At 73.6% G+C, this 16883-nt stretch carries 17 protein-coding genes; 8 read left to right on the forward strand and 9 right to left on the reverse strand.

The features are described from left to right. Nucleotides 1–429: 429 nt before the first annotated feature. Nucleotides 430–666 carry a sulfurtransferase TusA family protein gene (locus FZ103_RS07135; protein ID WP_155999771.1) on the forward strand — a complete coding sequence of 79 codons (237 nt, stop codon included), beginning with the start codon at nucleotides 430–432 and terminating at the stop codon, nucleotides 664–666. A 103-nt stretch (nucleotides 667–769) separates the two neighbouring features. Here FZ103_RS07135 and rpsD read toward each other — a convergent pair whose 3' ends face one another. Then, nucleotides 770–1381: a 30S ribosomal protein S4 gene (gene rpsD / locus FZ103_RS07140; protein ID WP_155999773.1), complete on the reverse strand. Its 612-nt coding sequence runs from the start codon at nucleotides 1379–1381 to the stop codon at nucleotides 770–772. A 74-nt stretch (nucleotides 1382–1455) separates the two neighbouring features. Between rpsD and FZ103_RS07145 the strand changes: the two genes are divergently transcribed. Further along, complete coding sequence (locus FZ103_RS07145; RefSeq protein WP_155999775.1) at nucleotides 1456–2298, forward strand: DUF2470 domain-containing protein; 843 nt, start codon at nucleotides 1456–1458, stop codon at nucleotides 2296–2298. A gap of 227 nt (nucleotides 2299–2525) precedes the next feature. On the opposite strand, the gene FZ103_RS07150 is transcribed toward FZ103_RS07145, so the two are convergent. The 7 genes from FZ103_RS07150 to FZ103_RS07180 all read right to left on the reverse strand — a co-directional run bounded on the left by FZ103_RS07150 (nucleotide 2526) and on the right by FZ103_RS07180 (nucleotide 8711). Then, nucleotides 2526–3500, reverse strand: coding sequence for a carbohydrate kinase family protein (locus FZ103_RS07150; RefSeq protein ID WP_186355945.1), 975 nt, complete (start codon nucleotides 3498–3500; stop codon nucleotides 2526–2528). 425 nt (nucleotides 3501–3925) lie between these two features. After that, nucleotides 3926–4276, reverse strand: a complete 351-nt coding sequence (locus FZ103_RS07155) for an iron-sulfur cluster assembly accessory protein (protein ID WP_155999779.1) — start codon at nucleotides 4274–4276, stop codon at nucleotides 3926–3928. A gap of 219 nt (nucleotides 4277–4495) precedes the next feature. Next, nucleotides 4496–5650 (reverse strand): glycerate kinase, encoded by a 1155-nt coding sequence (locus FZ103_RS07160; protein WP_186355946.1) that lies wholly within the window; start codon nucleotides 5648–5650, stop codon nucleotides 4496–4498. Between the two features lie 73 nt (nucleotides 5651–5723). Then, the gene (locus FZ103_RS07165; protein WP_155999781.1) at nucleotides 5724–6323 is read right to left on the reverse strand and encodes a hypothetical protein; all 600 of its coding nucleotides are present in this window, start codon (nucleotides 6321–6323) and stop codon (nucleotides 5724–5726) included. Nucleotides 6324–6414: 91 nt separating this feature from the next. Beyond that, complete coding sequence (gene htpX / locus FZ103_RS07170; RefSeq protein ID WP_186355947.1) at nucleotides 6415–7332, reverse strand: zinc metalloprotease HtpX; 918 nt, start codon at nucleotides 7330–7332, stop codon at nucleotides 6415–6417. A 276-nt stretch (nucleotides 7333–7608) separates the two neighbouring features. After that, nucleotides 7609–7893 carry a hypothetical protein gene (locus FZ103_RS07175; protein ID WP_155999783.1) on the reverse strand — a complete coding sequence of 95 codons (285 nt, stop codon included), beginning with the start codon at nucleotides 7891–7893 and terminating at the stop codon, nucleotides 7609–7611. After that, nucleotides 7890–8711, reverse strand: a complete 822-nt coding sequence (locus tag FZ103_RS07180) for a PspA/IM30 family protein (RefSeq protein ID WP_394350081.1) — start codon at nucleotides 8709–8711, stop codon at nucleotides 7890–7892. Before FZ103_RS07180 ends, FZ103_RS07175 begins: the two co-directional genes overlap by 4 nt. Nucleotides 8712–8853: 142 nt before the next feature. Between FZ103_RS07180 and FZ103_RS07185 the strand changes: the two genes are divergently transcribed. Together FZ103_RS07185 and FZ103_RS07190 are read left to right on the forward strand one after the other, a co-directional pair. Further along, nucleotides 8854–9483, forward strand: coding sequence for a DUF3043 domain-containing protein (locus FZ103_RS07185; protein ID WP_186355948.1), 630 nt, complete (start codon nucleotides 8854–8856; stop codon nucleotides 9481–9483). Between the two features lie 84 nt (nucleotides 9484–9567). Beyond that, the gene (locus FZ103_RS07190) at nucleotides 9568–10566 is read left to right on the forward strand and encodes an aldo/keto reductase family protein (protein WP_155999787.1); all 999 of its coding nucleotides are present in this window, start codon (nucleotides 9568–9570) and stop codon (nucleotides 10564–10566) included. Nucleotides 10567–10672: 106 nt separating this feature from the next. Here the strand turns inward: FZ103_RS07190 and FZ103_RS07195 are convergent, their stop codons facing one another. Further along, entirely contained in the window at nucleotides 10673–10879 is a 207-nt protein-coding gene (locus FZ103_RS07195; RefSeq protein ID WP_155999789.1) for a hypothetical protein, read from the reverse strand. A gap of 322 nt (nucleotides 10880–11201) precedes the next feature. Between FZ103_RS07195 and FZ103_RS07200 the strand changes: the two genes are divergently transcribed. The 4 genes from FZ103_RS07200 to lpdA all read left to right on the forward strand — a co-directional run bounded on the left by FZ103_RS07200 (nucleotide 11202) and on the right by lpdA (nucleotide 16835). After that, a complete protein-coding gene (locus tag FZ103_RS07200; protein WP_186356013.1) occupies nucleotides 11202–12245 on the forward strand; it encodes a bifunctional adenosylcobinamide kinase/adenosylcobinamide-phosphate guanylyltransferase in 1044 nt (347 codons plus the stop codon). A 302-nt stretch (nucleotides 12246–12547) separates the two neighbouring features. Then, entirely contained in the window at nucleotides 12548–13300 is a 753-nt protein-coding gene (locus FZ103_RS07205) for an adenosylcobinamide-GDP ribazoletransferase (protein ID WP_156000070.1), read from the forward strand. Nucleotides 13301–13802: 502 nt separating this feature from the next. Next, nucleotides 13803–15320 carry a leucyl aminopeptidase gene (locus FZ103_RS07210; RefSeq protein ID WP_186355949.1) on the forward strand — a complete coding sequence of 506 codons (1518 nt, stop codon included), beginning with the start codon at nucleotides 13803–13805 and terminating at the stop codon, nucleotides 15318–15320. A gap of 138 nt (nucleotides 15321–15458) precedes the next feature. Beyond that, nucleotides 15459–16835 (forward strand): dihydrolipoyl dehydrogenase, encoded by a 1377-nt coding sequence (gene lpdA / locus FZ103_RS07215; RefSeq protein ID WP_186355950.1) that lies wholly within the window; start codon nucleotides 15459–15461, stop codon nucleotides 16833–16835. The last annotated feature ends 48 nt before the right edge of the window (nucleotides 16836–16883 follow it).

Below are 16883 nucleotides of genomic sequence, written 5' to 3' on the forward strand. Positions count from 1 at the left end.
CCCATCGGCGCAGCGCGGGGCGCCGATTCCTATGGCGGGTCGGACTCACGGATTGCCTTCCCAGCGGTGATGCCCGCGGTGCGCGGGCGGTCGTATTCCAAAGCTTTTCGGGGGAAACACTAGCGCGCTCCGCCGGGCCCCCTGTTCAGGGGCATGCCTGATCAGCGTGTTGGCCGCGCCCCTCGAAGGCGCGCGGCCGCGCGCCCGCCCGCGGCCCCGCCCGCCCAGGGGCGGTCGGGTTGCGGGGCGGCCCGGCGGAGCGGTGTGTCGCCCGGTCCGCTGCCGCGGCCGCCGGAGTCTTGCGGATGCGGCGGTCGCGTGCGGACTAAGGCGAGAGTACCGCTGTGTTTACCGACCCCTTAACCGGGTGCCGGTTAGCCGCGTCCTCGGGTAAAGAATGGAGTACGCGCAACCGTGAGAGGAGCTCCGTTGGCGGAGGAGCCGTTGGTGACCGTCGAGGCGATCGGGCGCAAGTGCCCGATCCCCATCATCATGCTCGCCGGCCGGATCCGGGAGGTCCCGATCGGCTCGGTCATCGCCGTCACGGCCGACGACCCGGCCGCTCGCACCGACATCCCGTCCTGGTGCCGGATGAAGATGCAGGAGTTCGTGGCCGAGGTGCCGCTGGCGCAGGGCAGCGCGTTCCACATCCGGCGGATGTACTGAAGGCCGCCCCGGCCGGCGCCGGCGGCATCGCAAAGCAGCGGGCCGTGCGACCGCCGGCAATCCGGGGTCGCACGGCCCGTATCAGGCACGCGAAGCGCCGGGGTCAGCGCGCGTAGTACTCCACGACGAGCTGCTCGTCGAAGGGCACCGGAACCTGCTCGCGCTTGGGGCGGTCGACGACCGCCACGCGCAGGTCCTTGTGGCTCACGGCGAGGTAGCCCGCGGTCTTCTCGTCGGCGTGCACGCCCTCGGCGGCCTCGACGAAGGGCACCATCTGGCGGGACTTCTCGCGCACGCTGATGACCTGGCCGGGCTTGACCTGGTACGAGGGGATGTCGACCTTCTTGCCGTCCACGGTGATGTGGCCGTGGTTGATGTACTGGCGCGCCGCGTAGATCGACGGCGCGAGCCCGGAGCGGAGCACCACCGAGACGAGCCGCGTCTCCAGCTCGGCGATGAGCTCCTCACCGGTGCGCCCGGGGCGCTTCTTGGCCGTCTCGTAGGTGCGGGCCAGCTGCTTCTCCGACAGGTCGTAGTACCAGCGCAGCTTCTGCTTCTCCGCCTGGCGGACCGCGTAGTCGCTGGTCGAGCGCCGGACTCGGCGGCCGTGCTCACCCGGGGGGTAGGGCCGCTTCTCGAAGTAGCTGACCGCCTTACGGGTCAGCGGGGTACCCGCGCGCCGGGACAACCGCACCTTAGGTCCGGTGTAGCGCATTCACGTCCTCCGTCTATGAGTCACTTGCAAAAACGGGAGTCCTAGGTAAGGCTTGCCTAAGTCTAGGAGGTGCCATGCGACAGCCCAGCCCGTCCGAGACCGAACGGGTCCGCTCCCTTGCCGCCACGGCGACCCCCACCGCAGCGGCGTTGGCAGACAATCCCGACACGCCTTTCAACGTTGCCGGGGCGGTCGATCACGCCGGGCGCGTAGTCCTGTGGGTCGCGGCGCACCACCCGCTGCACGAGGCGGTGCGGGAGGGGCGGCGCGCAGATCCCGGCCCTGAGGTCGGTGTCGATCTGTCCGCGATCCGGCGTGTGGGTCGCACCTCTACTGTACGCGCTCGGCTGTGGTGCCAGGGCAGGGCCGAGGCGGTGCCCGCCCACGAGCGGCGCTCGGCGGCGCTCACGGTGTGGGAGCGCCACCCCGACGAGGGACTGCTCGCCGCGGCCGCGCTCCGGCCCGAGCCCGATGCGCCGGTACTGCTGCGGATGGCGCCGCGCCGTGTCTTCTACCACACCTACGACGCGGCCGGGGTGGTCGAGGGCGCCGCGTTCACGCTGACCCGCCCCGATCCGGTCGCCAAGCCGGCCGAGGAGATCGTCGAGCGGGTCAACGACCGCTACCGCGACGAGCTGACCCGGGCCGCGTGCCGGCTGCCGGGGGCTCCGCAGGGCCGGGCGTGGCTGTGGGAGCTGGACGCCCGCGGCGCGACGGTGTGGGTCGACGTCGCCGGCGGAGCCGACGCCGCTCTGGTGCGCGTGCCCTGGAGCGCCCCGGCGCGGACCGTCTGCCGGCTGGAGCGCGCGCTGTTCGGCTTCCTCGCCGACGGAGGCGCCGAGTCCGGCGCCGACGCGGGCACCAGTCCGGTCCGCGGCCGCCCCTGCCGGCGTGCCCACCGCCACCGCACCGACTGATCCCCGCCCTCTTGGGCGCCGATCGTGTACCCGGTCATCGTGCGCGTTCACGAGTGACCGCACGCACGTACAGGATGAGCGCCGCCGGGGGGCCTCGCGGAAAGACGAAAGGGCCTCCCCGGCGGGAGTCGCGAGCGGGCCGAGACGCCCGCGGTTCCGCCGGGAAGGCCCGTCCACCGCAGCGCCGCGCGGGGCGGCGCCGGTGGGCCCGGAAGCCGGGTACGGCCTCAGGACAGGTGCGGCTTGATCTCGCGCGCGCTGTCCTCGCCGTAGGACTCGGTGATCTTGTCGAGCAGGCTCGCCGGAGTCAGGTCGTACTCCTGCGGGCCGTTGACCGCCAGGCAGTGCACCGCGATGGCGTTGCCGACCTGGGCGGACAGCTCCAGGGACAGGCCCCAGGACAGGCCCGCCAGGAAGCCGGCCCGGAACGCGTCGCCGACGCCGGTGGGGTCGACCTTCTCGCTGACCGCGGCGGGGCCGACGTTGATGGGCGGCTCACCCTTGCGGTCGATGCGCACGCCCTTGGCGCCCAGCGTCGTCACGCGGGTCTGCACTCGGTCGAGGATCTCCTCCTCGCTCCAGCCGGTCTTCTGCTCGCAGAGGGCCTTCTCGTACTCGTTGGTGAAGAGGTAGGTGGCGCCCTCGATCAGCTCCCGCACCTGCGGGCCGTCCATGAAGGCCAGCTGCTGGGAGGGGTCGGCGGCGAAGGCGAGGCCGCGGTCGCGGCACTCCTGGCTGTGGCGGGTCATGGCGCCGGGGTCGTTGGCGCTGACGAGCACCAGGTCGAAACCGCCGGCCGCGTCCGACAGCGGCTTCAGCTCGATGTTCTTGGCCTCGGCCATCGCGCCGGGGTAGAACGAGGCGATCTGGTTGTGGTCCTTGTCGGTGGTGCAGACGAAGCGCGCCGTGTGGCGGAGCTCGGAGATGTGCACGCCGGAGGTGTCCACCCCGTGGCGCTCCAACCAGGAGCGGTATTCGTCGAAGTCGGCCCCCGCTGCGCCCACGAGGACGGGGCTCAGACCCAGGACCCCCATGGCGAAGCTGATGTTGGGGGCGCAGCCGCCGCGTCGCACCTCAAGCTCGTCCACCAGGAACGACAGCGACACCTGCTCAAGCTGATCGGCGATGAGTTGTTCGGAGAACCGTCCCTCGAAGGTCATCAGATGGTCGGAGGCGATCGATCCGGTAACCGCGATGCGCACTGCAGAGGGCTCCTTGGGTAGTGGGGAGAATGGACGGTCCTCAAGCCTACCCATGCCGGTTTCGCCCGCTGCAGGCGCCCGCCCAGGGCTCTACGTATCCCCTGGTCAGCACGGGTTTTTCGGCCGGCGTGCGGCTTGTCCGCGAATCGCCGGCCGGACCGGGCCGGTTCTCGGCGCGGCGGCGGAATTCCGCCCCCTGCGGCGATTTGCGAAACGGCATTGTTTCGCGACGCGCTTTCCGTTCCGTAATACGCCCGGTGCACTCGGCCCGGGCGGGGAAAACCGCGCCGGGTTAGGGGACGGCAGACGACGAGGGTCCGCGCGCCCGGATGGGGGCGTGCGGACCCTCGATCGGTCTGCGTGGCGATACCCGGCCGCGCCGCCGCGGCCCCGCCGCGGGGCACCGGCAGCCGAAGGCACGCGCCTTAGTTGAAGGAGTCGCCGCAGGCGCAGGAACCCGTGGCATTGGGGTTGTCGATCGTGAAGCCCTGCTTCTCGATCGTGTCGACGAAGTCGATGGTGGCGCCCATCAGGTAGGGGGCGCTCATCCGGTCGGTGACGACCTCGACGCCGGAGAAGTCGCGCACGACATCGCCGTCGAGCTCGCGCTCGTCGAAGAACAGCTGGTAGCGGAGCCCCGAACAGCCGCCCGGCTGCACGGCGACACGAAGCCGCAGGTCGTCGCGCCCCTCCTGCTCAAGGAGGTTCTTGACCTTGCTCGACGCCTTCTCCGTCAGGATGATGCCCTGCGCGGGGGCCTCGCTCTGTACCGTCATCTGCTAGCTCCTCCGTAAAAGCGTGGCGGCCGCCACTGGCACTGGTCGACCCGAACTGGTCAACGCCCACGGCCGCTGGTGCATTCCTGCCCGTGGCGGGGACGCGCAATGCTGCCGCTGTCCAGACTAGGCGCTCGCCGGGGTCGCCGCCATCATCGGTGATCCTCTCTGGGGACGGTGCGGGTCCGCGCGGACGTGCGCCGACGCGCCCGCCGCGGCTCAGCGCGCCGACCGGTCGTCGCCCCGGTCGGCGCCGGTGTCGGCGCCGGCGCGGCCGCCCGACCAGCGGCGTGCGACGCCCGCGGCGAGCTTGCGCAGCTCCTCGGCCGAGCGGCTCAGCGCCGCCTGGGTGGAGCCCGCCGACTCCACGAGCGAGTAGGTCTCGGTGATCCCGGCGGCCGCGGCCTCCTGGCGGCCCACCGCGACCGCGCCCGCCAGCACGATGCAGGGCACGCCCTGGTCGGCGGCCGCGCGCGCGACGCCGTGGGGCAGCTTGCCGCGCAGCGACTGGGTGTCGAAGGAGCCCTCGCCGGTGATGACCAGATCGGCCGCCGCGACGTCCTCGGCCAGGCCCACGGCCCCCAGCACGCGGGCCACTCCGGACTCCACCGCGCCGCCGAGGAGCAGCATGCCGTAGCCCAGCCCGCCGGCCGCGCCGGCGCCGGGCGCCTCGCGCAGGCCGCCGGGGTCGGTGGCCTCGGCGAAGGCGGCGAGCGCGGCGTCCAGCCGCTGCACCTGGTCGGCGTCGGCGCCCTTCTGCGGGCCGAACACCGCGCTGGCGCCGTGCAGGCCCAGCAGGGGGTTGTCGACGTCGGTGGCGGCGATGAGGGAGGCGCCGCGCAGCGCCGCGCGCGCGGCGGCGAGGTCGACCGGGGAGTCCAGGGCGCTCAGCCCCGCGCCGCCGCCGCTGAGCCCCGCGGCGGGCTCGGCGCCCAGTGCCGCGAGCATGCCGGCGCCGCCGTCGTTGGTGGAACTGCCGCCGAGGCCGACAACGATGCTGCGGGCGCCCGCGGCCGCGGCCGCGGCGATGAGCTCGCCGACGCCCCGGCTGGTGGTGCGGCCGGGGTCGCGCCGGTCCTCGGGGACCAGATGGAGTCCGCAGGCCTGGGCGCTCTCGATGTAGGCGGTGGCGCCCGAGACCAGGTAGCGGGCGGGCACGGAACCGCCCAGCGGCCCCGTCACCTCGGTGTCGTGCAGGGTGCCGCCCAAAGCGGTGTGCAGGACCTCGACGAAGCCGGGACCGCCGTCGGACAGCGGCAGCAGGCGGGTCTGCGCGCCGGGGTCGGCCCGGAGCCACCCCTCGCAGATCGCCTCGGCCGCCTCGACGGCGCTGAGGGTTCCGGCGAACTTGTCGGGAGCGATAACGATACGCACCCGACCAGTGTGCCCTGCCCCTCATCGCACCGGCGAGCCGGGCCCGGCCGGCTGTGGACGGCCGGGCTGCGGGTCACAGTCCGGGGGCGCCGTAGACGGGGAACCAGCGGCCCTTGTCCTTCTCGATCGCGAGGTCGTTGCCGATGGCGGCCTCCACCTGGAGTTCCAGCGCGTTGTCGCGGCGCTGCCCGGCCAGCGGCGCGAACGGGTAGAAGGTGCCGCGCTTGTAGAGGTAGACGAGGGCCACCCGGCGCTCGCCCGCCTCGTCGGCGAACGCGACCAGCGAGCACAGCAGTGAGGGGCCGAAGCCGTGGGCCTCCAGGGAGGAGTTGACCGCGTGGATGTCGGTGACCAGGTCGCTGATGCCGCCGCCGGAGCCGGGGTCCTCCTGGGCTGCCGCCGGCGCCTCCAGCACCAGCCAGGTGTAGCCGTACTCGTCGGCCGTCGCCTCGACGCGCGGCCCGTCGTCGGTGTTGAGCAGATCGGTGACGCTCTGCTGCAACTCGCTGAACGCGCGGCCTTCGGCGGCGCGGAAGGCCACCGACCCGGTACCGGTGGGGCGCAGGCCGGAGGTGGCCTGCAGGGTGATGGCCGCCGAGGGCAGGCCGAACAGGGCGTCGAGATCGGGCTGGGCCGGCTTGGAGCGGCCGAGCAGGGCGCGCAGAAAACTCATGGCGGAGGTCCTCTTCGTGTTCGGCTTGTCGTGCGGCCGCGCCTGGGGTGAGCCCGGGCGTGCGGGCGTCGCTGCCCGGGGCCGCGCGCCCTCAGGCGCCGGTGCCCAGTTGCCGGGAGATGTCGGAGAGCTGGGCCAGGCGCTGGTCGAGGCTGGGGTGGGTGGAGACGAGCTTGCTGAGGCTGAAGCCCTTCTTGGACACCGCGGGGGTGAAGAAGAAGGCGTTGAACGGCTCGGCCCGGCGCAGGTCGTCGGTGGGGATGCGGGCCATGTCCCCGTTGATCTTGGTCAGCGCGCTGCCCAGCGAGGAGGGGCGGCCGGTCAGGTAGGCGGCGGCGCGGTCGGCGGAGAGTTCCCGGTAGCGCGAGAGGACCCGGGTCAGCAGGAAGCTCAGCGCCCACACCACGGCGCTGACCAGCACGACGAGCAGCGCGACGACGGCGGGGGCGGGTCCGTTGTTGTTGCGGGCTCCGCCGCTGATGAAGGCGAAGCGCAGGCCCATCTGGGTCAGGAAGCCGGCCACGATCCCGAGGAAGCCGGCGATGGTCATGACCATCACGTCGCGGTGGGCGACGTGGGAGAGCTCGTGGGCGAGGACGGCCTCCAGCTCGGCGGTGTCGAGCCGGCGCATGATGCCGGTGGTCGCGCAGATCACCGCGTTCTTTCCGTTGTGGCCGGTGGCGAAGGCGTTGGGGACGTCGGTGCGGGCGATGGCGACCTTGGGTTTGGGCATGTCGGCCATGGCGCAGAGCCGGTCGACGACGGCGTGCAGCTCGGGGGCCTCGGCGGGCGAGACCTCGCGGCCGCCCATGGAGAAGAGGGCGATCTTGTCGGAGGCGAAGTACTGGAACGCGGCGACGCCCAGCACGACCGCCACGAGCAGCCACAGCGGCATGCCCACCAGGTACAGCGCGATGACGAAGGCCACGTACAGGATCCCCAGCAGGGACATGGTGGCGACCATCCGGGTGGTCAGCCCGCGATCGGGAATGAACTTCGAACCAGCCACTGCCGCGCTCCCGTCGTCCGCTTGCACGGTTCGGCCCCGGCTGCGCCGGGTCCCCGCCGGCCGGCGGGCGCCGCGGGCGAGGCGGCACCGGATCCGGCCGGTCACCTGCAGTCTATTCAGCGCGGGCCGCCGCGCCCTGGGTGCGGCGGCGGGCGCGCCGACGAACCCGGCGCCGGGAGCGGGCCCGGACACGACGGTGGCCGCCGCGCGGAGCGCGGCGGCCACCGTGACAGCCGACCGGGACGCGACGACGTGCGAACGAGGGTGCTCCGACGCTCAGGCGAGGTCGGGCAGGAGCCCTTCGTCGCCGAGCATCGCGCGGACCTCGTCCATGGTCGCGTCGGCGTGGGGCAGGATGAACTGCGAGGGCTCCAGGGAGTCGGGAGGCAGCGGCTTGCCGTCCTCGCGCACACGCTCAAGCAGATCGTGCAGGGCCTGGCGGAAGGTCTCCTCGCTGCCCGACTCCAGGGCCTCTTCGAGCGTCTTGTCGAAGCTGTTGAGCAGGTCGAGGTCGGCTTCGGAGAGGTCCACCTGGCCCTCGCCCATGATGCGGACGATCATGCGCCCTCCCCCTGCCGGTAGGGCTGGGTCTGGCTGCCGTCGGCGCTGCTGCCGTTGGCTCCGGCGCTGCCGCCGGTGTTGCCCGCGCCGCTCTGGGAGCCGGAGGAGTCGCCCTTCTCGATCTGCGGTGCGGCGGCCGAGCCCTGGCCGAGCTCCTGCTTCATCCGCTCCAGTTCCAGCTCCACGCCGCTGCTGCTGGCCATGCGGTCCAGCTCGGACTGGATGTCGTCCTTGGAGGTGCCGCTGACGTCGTCGAGGGCGCCCGATTCGAGCAGTTCGTCGACGGCGCCGGCGCGGGCCTGCATCTCGGCGGTCTTGTCCTCGGCGCGCTGCACGGCCATGCCGACGTCGCCCATCTCCTCGGAGATGCCCGAGAACGCCTCGCTGATCTGGGTCTGGGCCTGGGCTGCGGTGTAGGTGGCCTTGATGGTCTCCTTGCGGGTGCGGAAGGAGTCGACCTTGGCCTGGAGGCGCTGGGCGGCCAGGGTCAGCTTCTGCTCCTCGCCCTGCAGCTGCTCGTGCTGCTGGCGCAGGCCGTCGATCTGGGACTGCAGGCCGGAACGGCGGGTGAGGGCCTCGCGCGCCAGGTCCTCGCGGCCTTGCTGCAGCGCTTGGCGGCTCTGGGTCTCCAGCTTGCCCGACTGCTGCTCCAGCTGCTGCACCTGCAACTCGACCCGCTTGCGGGAGGTGGCGACGTCGGCGACGCCGCGGCGGACCTTCTGCAGCAGTTCGAGCTGCTTCTGGTAAGAGTAGTCGAGGGTCTCGCGCGGGTCCTCGACGGAGTCCAGTGCCCGGTTGGCCTTGGACTTGAAGATCATGGAAAGTCGCTGAAACACGCTCATCGGCGTGGCCGTCCCCTTCTCGGTCCGTGTATCGGCTGTTCCCGGCGGGCGCTGCATTCAACCCTACGCGCTCGCGCGAAGGGTCGCCATGAAGCTCGGACCGGCTACCCTGGTAGACGTGTTCCGACGTCGCTCCGTTCCCGCAACCGAAGATCCGGCCGCGTCCGGCCCTGGCACTGCTGAGGCCACCCAACCTAAGGGATATACCCCCAAGAAGGGCGCGCCAACTCCCAAGCGCCGCGAATCCGAGGTCCCGCTGCGGCGCCCGGTAAGCGCGCCGCGGACCCGCAAGGAGGCGTTCCGGGCCTACCGCGAACGCCGCTCGCTCAACTCCCCCCGCCCGGCCCGCAAGGGCGGCGGCCCTCCGGGCGAAGAGCGCCACTACCGGCCGCAGGACCTCGGGCCGGTGCGCGCCTACGCGCGCGACGTCGTCGACTCCCGGCGCAGCGTCAGCGAGTTCTTCCTCTACTTCTCGCTGGCCGTCATCGTGCTGCTGTTCCTGCCCTCCCCGGAGTTCCAGGCCGTGGTCACCTATGTGGTCTGGCCGGCCATGATGGTCACGATCATCGCCGAGGGCATGTACGTCGGCAACCGCGTCAAGCGCCAGGCGCGCGAGCTCTTCCCCGGCGACGCCTCCGTGCGCGGCGCGGGCATGTACGCGGCGATGCGCCAGCTGCAGATCCGGCGGCTGCGCCTGCCCAAGCCCAAGGTCAAGCCGGGCGACCCCGTACCCGCGCCCGGGCGCTGACCCCTCGCCGGCCCGCGATCGGGGCGGCGCGTCGGCCCACCCTGCGGGCGGGCGGCCGCCCCGGCCCGGCGTAAGGTGCTCGGCATGGAATTCCGGCATCTTGGAAACAGCGGTCTGGTCATCAGCGAGATCGCCTACGGGAACTGGCTCACCCACGGCTCCCAGATCGAGGAGGACGCCGCCACCGCGTGCGTGCACGCGGCGCTGGACGAGGGGATCACCACCTTCGACACCGCCGACGTCTACGCCCAGGGGCGCGCCGAGGAGGTCCTGGGGCGGGCGCTGAAGGGCCAGCGCCGCGACGGCCTGGAGATCCTCTCCAAGGTCTACTGGCCCGTGGGTCCGGGCAAGAATGACCGGGGCCTGTCCCGCAAGCACATCGTGCGCGGCTGCGAGGCCAGCCTGCGCCGGCTGGGCACCGACTACCTGGACCTCTACCAGGCGCACCGCTTCGACTACGAGACCCCGCTGGAGGAGACCCTGCGGGCCTTCGACGACCTGGTGCGCCAGGGCAAGGTCTGCTACATCGGCGTCTCGGAGTGGCGGGCCGACGAGATCGAGCGCGCCCTGAAGCTGGCCGACGAGATGGGGCTGGACCGGATCGTCTCCAACCAGCCGCAGTACAGCATGCTGTGGCGGGTGATCGAGTCCGAGGTCATCCCCGCCAGCCGGCGCGGCGGGCTGGGGCAGATCGTGTTCTCCCCCATCGCCCAGGGCGTGCTCACCGGCAAGTACCGGCCCGGCCAGGAGGCCCCGGCCGGTTCGCGCGCGACCGACGAGACCGGCGGCAGGTTCATCAGCCGCTTCCTCGAGGACGACGTGCTGGAGCGCGTCCAGCGGCTGGTGCCCCTGGCCGAGGAGGCGGGGCTGACCATGGCCCAGCTCGCGGTGGCCTGGGTGCTGCAGAACGAGGCCGTCTCGGCGGCGATCATCGGCGCCTCGCGCCCCGAGCAGGTGCGCGACAACGCCGCTGCGGCCGGCAAGCGGTTGGACGCCGACCTGATGCGCCGCATCGACGAGGTGCTCGGCGACAGCATCCGCCGCGACCCGGCGCTGACGGTCAGCCCGGAGCAGCGTCCCTGACCCGCTCCGCCGGGGCGCCGGCCGCCTCCGCGGCATCCGCGGGAGCGGCCGGGCCCCGGCCCCGGCGCAGCCGGCTCGTCCCCGGCCGGGCGGATCGCGGGGGCGTTCAGGCGGGGTCGTCCAGGCTCATGGTGTACACCGGCCGGTCGTCCTCCAGCAGCGTGACGCGGGAGGCGCCGCCGTCGACCAGGTCGCGCCAGGTCTCCCCAAGCCAGCTCTCGGCGTCGCCGCGCGAGGAGAACAGCTCCGCCGGCAGGGAGCCGTCGTCCAGCGGCTTGCCCTGCTCGGTCTCGTACCGCCAACTCCAGGCCATGGCACGCCCCTTCTCCTTGCTCGCGTCCGACTCGCTCCGGCGGCCCCGCTCCCGGCTCCGGGAGCGGGGGTTTTCCGAGCATAGGCTGTGCCCGCAAAGCGAAACCGCCCGACCCGCGGCCGCGGCCGGCCCGCCGGCCCGCCGACTCGGCTCCGCGGACCCACCAGGGCGTTCGCCCCGCTTCCCCCGCCCCCGATGTTGTTAACTGGCCAACGTGCGAATCCGACTCTCCGGCACCTCCGGCTCCGAGGGGTGGCCCGCCCCCCAGTGCCGCTGCGCCTCCTGCAACCGCGCCGCCGAGAACCGCCGCGTCCCCGTGCGGATCGCGGTCGACGACGCGCTGACGCTCCGCGAGCCCGGCGCGGGTCCGGTCTCGGCTCCCCCGCCGGGATACGCGGTGCAGGTCACCCCCTACGGCACCCGGGTCGAGGGCCCCGGCGGGGGGCGCCTGCTCCTCGCCCGCTCCGACGCGCCGGCCGACCCGCCCCCTCCCCCGGACATCGGCGCGCCGCCGCCCGCCTCCGCCGACCGGGGCGGCGGCGCGGACGCCGAAACCTGGACCGCGCATGCCGCCTCCGCATCCACGGCGCCCGCCCACCAGGTCGACGTCGCGATCGTGGACGTGGGCGAGTCGGCGGCGGCGATCGGCGCGCTGCGCCGCGCCGGCGTGGTCACCACCACGACCGCGGTCCTGGCCGTCGGCGGGGATCACCGGGTGCACTCCCCCGCGGAGTTCGAGCGCCGGGCACGGCTGTGGGGCGCCTCGGCCCCGGTCGACGGCCAGGAGCTGTGGTGCCCTCCGGCCGCGTGGCCCCCCGAGCGGGCGCGCGGGCCGCACCGGGTGCTGATCACCGGAGGCGCCCGGTCGGGCAAGTCGGCCGAGGCCGAGCGGCGGCTGCTGGGCGAGCCCGATGTCACCTACCTGGCCACGGGTCCCGATCCCGGCGGTGATCAGGCGTGGGCGCGCCGCGTGGCGCTGCACCGCTCCCGCCGGCCCTCCTGGTGGAAGACCGAGGAGACCTCCGACGCCGCCGCGGTGCTGCGCGAGGCGCGGGGCGCCGTGCTGTTCGACTGCGTGGGCACCTGGCTCGCCGGTGCGATGGAGTCCTGCGGCCTGTGGGAGGAGCGCCCGCCGGCCGGTGCCGAGGAGGAGCTGTCGGCGCGGGTCGCCGAACTGCTGGAGGTCTGGCGCCGCTGCCCGGCCTACGTCGTCGCCGTGACGAACGAGGTCGGGTCGGGTGTGGTGCCGGCGACGGTGAGCGGCGGCCTCTTCCGCGACTGGCTGGGCCGGGTCAACCAGCTGCTGGGAGCCCAGTCCGAGGAGGTCCTGCTGGCGACGGCGGGGCGCGTGGTCGAGCTGCCCTGAGACCGGGGGCACGGCCGGTCCGGCGGCGCACGTCCGCCGGGGCGCCGCGCTCCCGGTGGTCGGGGACCCGCCGGGAACCGTCCGGAGCCGGGAGCCGCAGAGTCGCGGCGATGAGTGCGCTTGGGGAAGCGCCGCACACCGCTGCGCGCATCCCGCCCCCATGGCCGCAGCACACGGATAGCGACGTAGGGAGCACGATGCCCACCGCAGACGGCCCGGACTCGGCGAGCCCCGGAAGCGCCGGCTCGGGTGCCGGGCGGCCCGCAGGCGGCGCGGCGCGCAATGCCGTCGACGGCCTGCGAATGGCGGCGGGCACGCTGACAGCGGTGCCGGTCGCGGCGCCCCGGGTCGACCGCACCGCCGCGGGCTGGGCCATGGCACTGGCGCCGCTGGTGGGTGCGGCTCTGGGCGCCGCCGGGGCGGCGGTGCTGGCGGCGGCCTGGCTGGCCGGCCTGCCCGGTCTCCCCTCGGCCGTGCCGGCCCTCGCCGCGCTGGCGCTGCTGACTCGCGGCCTGCACCTGGACGGGCTGGCCGACCTGGCCGACGGCCTCGGCAGCGGGCGCCCGGCCGAGGGCGCGCTGGAGGTGATGCGGCGCTCGGACATCGGCCCCTTCGGCGTGATCACGCTGGTGCTGATGCTGCTGGCCCAGGCGGCGGCGCTGGGCGCACTCGCCGACGCCTCCCTCCCGGCCGGTGCCGCCGCCCTGGTCACCGCGAGCGCGACGGGGCGGCTGGCCATCACCTGGGCGTGCACCCCGCGCGTGCCCTCGGCCCGCCCGGAGGGCCTGGGGGCGTTCGTGGCAGGCACCGTGCCGCACTGGGCGGCCGGGGCGGCGACGGTGGCGGTCCTGCTGCTCGCTGCGCTGGCCGGGTCGGCGGTCGGCGCGCCGTTCGCCCTGGCCTGCGCCGCGGCCGCCGCCGGGGGCCTGGGCGCCGCCGCGGTCCTGCTCGCCCATGCGGTGCGCCGCACCGGCGGCATCACCGGAGACACCCTCGGCGCCCTGTCCGAGACCGCGGCCACCGCGGCCCTGGTGGTCGCCGCCGCAGCGGTGTGACCCCGGGCCGGCCGCTTCCGCGAGCCGGACCGGCGCCGGCCCGATCCCCGCGTCCGCACAGCGGGCGGAGCCCGCCCGCCGCCGCAACGCCGGCAGACCCGCCGCGGAATACCGGTGAGTAACCGTGTTGGCATCGTCACATTTCTTCACAGCACACGCGCCCGAGCGCCTCCGGCCGCGTCCCGCGGTGCGGGCCGCCGGGCCCGTCCGGTCGCGGCTTCGGCGCCTGCACGCTCACCCGCCGCCGACCGCAGGCGACCCGGCACGGGCGGTACCGGCCGGAGCCCCGCCGGCGGCGCGAAGAGCGGTCCCGCCGCCATCGCCGCGCGCAGGCGCCGTTGCGGCCGCGCGCCCGCTCCCCCGCCCGCCCGCGCCCGCCGCCGCGCCCCCGCAGGAGTGCGCAGGCCTGCGGAACGCCCGCAACCGCCGATCCCCGGCACATGGACGGCCACGCCGCGGGCGAGGTGCCCGGGGGCACGTCACAAGGGCTAGCATCGGGGGCGTGAGCACGTCGTTGTCAGTTAATACGGAATCCCCCGCTTCGCTCGACGTCGACGCGGTGGTGGTCGGCTACCATTCCGCGGACGACGGCCCCCGGCCCGCCGCCGGTGCCGGCGCCGTCGACGCCGCCTTCCCGGGCAGCCTGGCCAAGACGCTGTCGCTGCTCGGGGCGACCGGTGCCGCCGAGGAGGTGCACAGGGTCCCCACGCAGGGCGCGCTGACCGCGCCGGTGGTGATCGCGGTGGGCCTCGGCGCGCCGCCGGGCTCCGGCGAGGCGCTCGACCCCGATACCGTCGCCCGAGCCGCCGGCGCGGCCCTGCGCTCCCGCGGCTCGGCGCAGTCGCGCGTCGCCCTGGCCCTGCCCGCCGAGACCCCCGAACTCGTCCACGCGGCCGCGCTCGGTGCGCTGCTGGGCGACTACTCCTTCACCCGTTACCGCACCGCCGAGGACACCCGCACCCCCGCCACCGAGCTCATCGTCGCCAGTACCGCCGCAGGCGCCCGGGAGGCGGCCGAGCGCGCAAACGCCGTCGCCGCATCCGTCGGCCTCGCCCGCGACCTGGTGAACACCTCCCCCGCCGACCTGGTGCCCGAGGACCTCGCCGGCATCGCCGCCGAAGTGGCCCGGGAGAACGGCCTGGGCGTGGAGGTGCTGGACGAGCACCAGCTGGCCGAGGGCGGCTACGGCGGCATCATCGGCGTGGGGCAGGGCTCGGACAACCCCCCGCGGCTGGTCCGCCTGGAGTACACCCACCCCGAGGCCGCCGGCACCGTCGCGTTCGTGGGCAAGGGCATCACGTTCGACTCCGGCGGGCTCTCGCTGAAGCCCGCCTCCTCCATGGACTGGATGAAGTCCGACATGGGCGGCGCGGCCGCGGTCCTGGGCGCGATGCGCGCCATCGCCCTGCTGCGTCCCTCGGTCAACGCCGTGGCCTACCTCGCCATCGCCGAGAACATGCCCGGCGGCAGCGCCCAGCGCCCCTCGGACGTGCTGACCATCTACGGCGGCAAGACCGTGGAGGTCCTCAACACCGACGCCGAGGGCCGCCTGGTCATGGCCGACGCGCTGGTGCGCGCGCACGAGGACTCCCCCGACCTGATCGTGGACGTCGCCACCCTCACCGGAGCCCAGCTGGTCGCGCTGGGCACCCGTGTCTTCGCCGTCATGGCCAACGACGACCGGGTGCGCGAGGACGTCGTGGCCGCCGCCACCGCCGCCGGCGAGCAGGCCTGGCCGATGCCGCTGCCCGAGGAGCTGCGCCAGGGCCTGGACTCCGCCGTCGCCGACATCGCCAACGTGGCCGGCGACCGCTGGGGCGGCATGCTGACCGCGGGCGTCTTCCTCAAGGAGTTCATCGCCGAAGGCGTGCAGTGGGCGCACCTGGACATCGCCGGCCCCGCGTTCAACCAGGGCGGGCCCTACGGCTACACCCCCAAGGGCGGCACCGGTGCCGCCACCCGCACGCTGGTGCGGGTCGCGGAGAGCATCGCGGAGAACCGCGCGGCGCGGGCGAGCTGACGTGACGACCGCGAGCAGCGGGCGGCGGCGCGAGCGAGCGAGAACTGAATAGCGGCGGCCGGGCACACCCCGGCCCGGCCGCGCGGACGCGTCCGATCCAGACGAACATTCACATCCACATCAAGGAGTGTCCTTCCCGTGAGTGAGAACGGCGGCACCTTCGACCTGGTGATCCTGGGAGCCGGCAGCGGTGGCTACGCCGCCGCCATCCGCGCCTCCGAGCTGGGCATGAAGGTCGCCCTGATCGAGAAGAACAAGCTCGGGGGCACCTGCCTGCACGTCGGCTGCATCCCCACCAAGGCGCTGCTGCACTCGGCCGAGGTCGCCGACGCCGCCCGCGACAGCGAGACCTTCGGCGTGAAGGCCAGCTTCGACGGCATCGACATGGCGGGCGTCAACGCCTACAAGGACAAGGTCGTCAACCGCATGTTCCGCGGGCTTACCGGCCTGATCAAGTCGCACGGCATCACCGTGGTCGAAGGCGAGGGGCGGCTGACCGGGCGCGACGAGGTCACCGTCGGCGACACCGTCTACAAGGGCACCAACATCCTGCTGGCCACCGGCTCGGCGCCCAAGACCCTGGGTCTGGACATCGACGGCCAGAAGGTCATCACCAGCGAGCAGGCCCTGACCATGGACCGCGTCCCCAAGTCGGTCGTGGTGCTGGGCGGCGGCGTCATCGGCGTCGAGTTCGCCAGCGTGTACCGCTCCTACGGCGCCGAGGTCACCATCGTCGAGGCGCTGCCGCACCTGCTCCCGCTGGAGGACGAGTCCACCTCCAAGCAGCTGGAGCGGGCGTTCCGCAAGCGCGGCATCAAGTACGAGCTGGCCACCCCGTTCGAGAGCGTCAAGACCACCGACTCCGGGGTCAGCGTCACCCTGCAGGGCGGCAAGTCGCTGGAGGCCGAGGTCCTGCTGGTGGCCATCGGCCGGGCGCCGGTCTCGGAGGGCCTGGGCTATGAGGACAACGGGATCCAGCTGGAGCGCGGCTTCGTCAAGGTCGACGAGAACCTGCACACCGGCGTGGGCAACATCTACGCCGTGGGCGACCTCATCCCCACCCTGCAGCTGGCCCACGTCGGCTTCGCCGAGGGGATCTACGTGGCCGAGCAGATCGCCGGGCACAACCCGCCGGCCATCGACTACGACGGCGTCCCGCGCATCACCTACTCCGAGCCCGAGGTCGCCTCGGTGGGGCTGACCTCCGCGAAGGCCAAGGAGCGCGGCTACGACATCGTCGAGCTCGACTACAACCTCGGCGGCAACGGCAAGAGCCAGATCCTGCAGACGCAGGGCTCGGTGAAGGTCATCGCCCAGAAGGACGGGCCCGTCCTGGGCGTGCACATGATCGGCTCCCGCGTGGGCGAGCTGACCGCCGAAGGCCAGCTCATCTACAACTGGGAGGCGCTGCCCTCCGAGGTGGCCCAGCTGATCCACCCGCACCCGACCCAGTCGGAGGCGCTGGGCGAGGCGCACCTGGCACTGGCCGGGAAGCCGCTGCACGTCCACGAATGAGACGACCGCGGGGCGGGCAGGGGGCTCGCCCCGCTTTTCTTTCCCCGC

The organism is Streptomonospora sp. PA3 (genome assembly GCF_009728995.1).
Taxonomy (GTDB): Bacteria; Actinomycetota; Actinomycetes; order Streptosporangiales; family Streptosporangiaceae; genus Streptomonospora.

What these genes read in the sequence shown, in the direction of transcription:
- FZ103_RS07155 (WP_155999779.1), bottom strand. Translation starts at nt 4,276, where the DNA reads ATGACGGTACAGAGCGAGGCCCCCGCGCAGGGCATCATCCTGACGGAG.
- FZ103_RS07190 (WP_155999787.1), top strand. Translation starts at nt 9,568, where the DNA reads ATGGAATTCCGGCATCTTGGAAACAGCGGTCTGGTCATCAGCGAGATC.
- FZ103_RS07165 (WP_155999781.1), bottom strand. Translation starts at nt 6,323, where the DNA reads ATGAGTTTTCTGCGCGCCCTGCTCGGCCGCTCCAAGCCGGCCCAGCCC.
- FZ103_RS07180 (WP_394350081.1), bottom strand. Translation starts at nt 8,711, where the DNA reads ATGATCTTCAAGTCCAAGGCCAACCGGGCACTGGACTCCGTCGAGGAC.
- FZ103_RS07145 (WP_155999775.1), top strand. Translation starts at nt 1,456, where the DNA reads ATGCGACAGCCCAGCCCGTCCGAGACCGAACGGGTCCGCTCCCTTGCC.
- FZ103_RS07195 (WP_155999789.1), bottom strand. Translation starts at nt 10,879, where the DNA reads ATGGCCTGGAGTTGGCGGTACGAGACCGAGCAGGGCAAGCCGCTGGAC.
- FZ103_RS07205 (WP_156000070.1), top strand. Translation starts at nt 12,548, where the DNA reads ATGGCGGCGGGCACGCTGACAGCGGTGCCGGTCGCGGCGCCCCGGGTC.
- rpsD (WP_155999773.1), bottom strand. Translation starts at nt 1,381, where the DNA reads ATGCGCTACACCGGACCTAAGGTGCGGTTGTCCCGGCGCGCGGGTACC.
- FZ103_RS07175 (WP_155999783.1), bottom strand. Translation starts at nt 7,893, where the DNA reads ATGATCGTCCGCATCATGGGCGAGGGCCAGGTGGACCTCTCCGAAGCC.